Source organism: Actinophytocola sp., assembly GCF_045807065.1.
Lineage (GTDB): Bacteria > Actinomycetota > Actinomycetes > Mycobacteriales > Pseudonocardiaceae > Actinophytocola.
In genome coordinates this window covers 1-3,208 of the sequence record NZ_JBJMIE010000107.1, presented here as the reverse complement: position 1 = coordinate 3,208, position 3,208 = coordinate 1, and the positions used below count along the sequence as shown (strand labels likewise).

At 69.9% G+C, this 3,208-nt stretch carries 4 protein-coding genes; all 4 read right to left on the bottom strand.

The window, feature by feature from the left end:
- A partial coding sequence (locus ACJ73U_RS06390; RefSeq protein WP_407776588.1) for a lysophospholipid acyltransferase family protein occupies positions 1 to 216 on the bottom strand: 216 nt, incomplete at its 3' end.
- A gap of 103 nt (positions 217 to 319) precedes the next feature.
- Positions 320 to 1,078, bottom strand: coding sequence for a 5'/3'-nucleotidase SurE (gene surE, locus ACJ73U_RS06385; protein WP_407776587.1), 759 nt, complete (start codon positions 1,076 to 1,078; stop codon positions 320 to 322).
- Between the two features lie 148 nt (positions 1,079 to 1,226).
- Positions 1,227 to 1,457: a hypothetical protein gene (locus ACJ73U_RS06380; protein WP_407776586.1), complete on the bottom strand. Its 231-nt coding sequence runs from the start codon at positions 1,455 to 1,457 to the stop codon at positions 1,227 to 1,229.
- A 112-nt stretch (positions 1,458 to 1,569) separates the two neighbouring features.
- The gene (locus ACJ73U_RS06375) at positions 1,570 to 3,162 is read right to left on the bottom strand and encodes a phospholipase C (RefSeq protein ID WP_407776589.1); all 1,593 of its coding nucleotides are present in this window, start codon (positions 3,160 to 3,162) and stop codon (positions 1,570 to 1,572) included.
- Between the last annotated feature and the right edge of the window lie 46 nt (positions 3,163 to 3,208).

The window sequence follows — 3,208 nt, the reverse complement described above, 5'->3', positions numbered from 1 at the left end:
GAACACCGACTTCTTGGCCATGAACCGGACCAGCCGCCCGGCCGGCTGGGCGCCCAGGCCGCAGAAGATGAAGTCGAGGTAGCTGACGTGGGTGCAGGCGAGCACCGCCCCGCCGGTGCTCGGGATGTGTTCGGTGCCCCGCTGGTCGATCTTCAGGTCGAGGGCCCGGAAGAAGGTCTTGCAGGCAAGGATCACCGGCGGGTAGACGAGTTCCACTGTTCCTCACTTCACGCGTGCTGTCCGTTATGGGCGGTACGGTCTGCTGTCATCATCCCCGCAGGAAGCGGGCTCACGGCCCGGAAGTAACCGAAGGCACAGCTCAGGGCAGGTCTCGGCGCATCAGCTCGTCGTCCTCGTGGACGGAGTGCAGGGCCGTCACGGTGACGAACCCGTCGGCGAGGAGCTCGGCGTCCGTGCCCGGTTCCAGCTCGCCGGCCACCTCCACGCTGCCCACCTCGATCGTGCCGCCGGCGAGCTGCGTCACCTTCGTCTGGACGCGGCCGTAGGTGGCCAGGCGCGCCCAGCGCGGCGGTCCCGGCCGCGCGGTGTCCGGGACGTTGACGTTCAGCACCGTGCCGGGATCGCAGGCCGCCGCGAACGGCAGCAGCCTGGTCGTGGCCGCGGCCGCGGCGTCCCAGTTCGGCGGCGCCACCGGCTCGAGCGGGCTGTCCAGCGACACCGCGACGGCGCGGGCGTCGTTGACGGCCGCGGTCAGGGCGGCGCCGACGGTGCCGGAGTGCAGGATCGCGCGGCCGACGTTGCCGCCGCGGTTCACCCCGGACAGCACCACGTCCGGCCGCTCGCCGAACCCGTCGTGGCAGGCGGCGAGCACGATCAGGCCGGGGTGGGCGGCCACCGCGTAGGCCGGTACGTCCGGGAGGTCCGCCAGCGTCCGGCGTGCCACCGCCACCTGCCGGTGGTTGCGCGCGGCGGTCAGTCCCGCGCTCGTGCCGCTGGACTCGGTCGCCGGCGCGGCGATGATCGGCTGCCAGCCGAGGTCGCGCGCGCACCGTGCGAGGGTCACGAGACCTGGCGAGTCGATACCGTCGTCGTTCGTCACGAGTGCCCGCACTGCCATGGCCCACGGCTACCCGGCAGGGGGTGTTCTACCCGTCCGGCGAAGGTGCGGACCGCCGCACCGCTGCCGCTGCGAGAGGGCGGCCGCTCGGCCTGGTCGAGCGGCGGCCCGGGCGCCTCGTCGAGACGCCCGGGCCGGCCGTGGGGAGCTACTTGACCAGCGAGTCGACCTCGACCAGCGCGGCGGCGAGCCGGAAGTACCTGTTGGTGCCCAGGTCGCGCACGGTCTTGATGTTGAAGGCGGCGGCCAGCTTCTCGGCGTCACCCTCGCTGACCCCGGACAGCGCCGCGACCGGCGCGTCGAGGACCTCGGCGACGCTCAGGTTCTCGTAGGCCTTGTCGAGTTGCTTCTCCAGGTCGGCGGAAACAGCCACGTTCATGCTCCTCACGGTGGGGACGGTCGATCACGACGCGGTAACGATAGCGAAGTGCGTTCACTCGTTCGTGACGCGGTCCGTCCCCTCTAGACGGTCGGTTCCTCGACGGGATCGACTACGGGTGGGCGACGGCACCCGTGTGGGGGTCGAGCGTCAGGGTGGTGCTGGTCGGCCGGTGCCGGAAGTCGACCATGTTCGCCAGGCTGGCCGCCCGGCTGTCGTAGGACGAGTCACCGATGCGGCCGGTGCGCCAGTTGTCCTCGATGAACCGCAGGACCGAGGTCTGGTCGGTGCGGGTGTGGTCGACGAAGTTCTTCTTGCTGTACGGCGAGATCACCACCAGCGGCAGGCGCGGGCCGTAGCCGCAGCGATCGGCGTAGCCACCCAGTGCGGGCCGCTTGGCCGTGCAGACGCTCGCGTCCAGGGCCGCGTCGTGGGAGCCGTTGATGATCGTCGGGGCGACGTGGTCGTACCAGCCGTCGGAGTCGTCGTAGGCCAGGACGATCGCGGTGTCCTTCCACTGGCGGGAGTGCTGGATCCTGTTGATCTCGGTGACCACGAACGTCTGCTCGTCGAGCGGGTCCGAGTAGCCCGCGTGGCCGTCCTGGTACTGGGGTGCCTTCAGGAAGCTCACCGCCGGTACGTTGCCCGCGTCGACCGCCGCGTCGAAGTCGCTGATGTCGTACTGGTGGTTGGCCTGGTCGGTGGCGCCGATCGCCCGGACCGACGTCGGCGGCAGGTGCTTGGGGTTCGCCGTTGACTGGTAGTACTGGAAAGGCTCGTGGTGCGGGCTGTAGTCCACCACCGCGTTGCCGCCGACGTTCGTGTGGGTCTGCCCGCACACCGCGAACCCGTCCCGGGTGCCGGTCGGCCGGAAGCCGCCCTGGAACCAGCCCCACGTCACGCCCTTGGCGTTGAGCAGGTCGCCGATGTTGCGGCCGTGCATGGTGGCCAGGTTCTCGTCGGCCGTGTGGTTCTTGTCCGAGCAGTCGTCCCATGCCGGGTCCGGGTCGTTGGTCATCGTGCCGATGCCGTGCTCGTCCGGCGACTGCACGGCGTAGGCGTCGGTCGTCGGCTCGTGGGTGACCGACGTGACCGCCTGCACGCCGTGGGTCTGGCCGGAGACCAGGTTGACCGCACCCGGGCTCGACGGGCCGAACACCGTGTCGAACGAGTTGTCGGAGAGCGCGTAGTGCTGCGCGTAGTTCCACATCGCGGTCACGGTGTTGCCGTCGTAGTAGTCCATGACCAGCCCCGGCTCGCCGAACAGGACCGGCTGCCCGGTGCACTTGTCGGTCTCGGTGTACTCGACGAACTTGTCCATCTTCCCGCCGTCCACGGCCTTCTGCTCCGGCCCGTAGCCGTGGTTCTGGTCGCAGGTCAGCGCCTGGCCGGGGGACAGGCGCTTCGGGTTGTACGCGTTGGGGTTGTTCGTGAGCAGTTGCGGGCTCAGCCCGTTGACCTTCGGGGTGTGGCGGTCGGCGGTGAACGGCGTGCCGTCGGTGTTGGCCGCGTTCGGGTAGGTGCCGAAGTAGTGGTCGAACGAGATGTTCTCACCGAAGATCACCACGACGTGCTTGATCGGGGTGATCGTGGGCAGCCACTCCGCGGGCCGCTGGTGCAACGGTTGCGCTTCCGCCGTGGTCGCGGCGGAGCCAGTGACCACCGCCAGCACGGCGGCTGACGCTATCGCGCCAACGCCGTACATCCTCCTGCGGCGTTTTGTGTGCACTGGGTCGTTCCCTTCCGGTTGG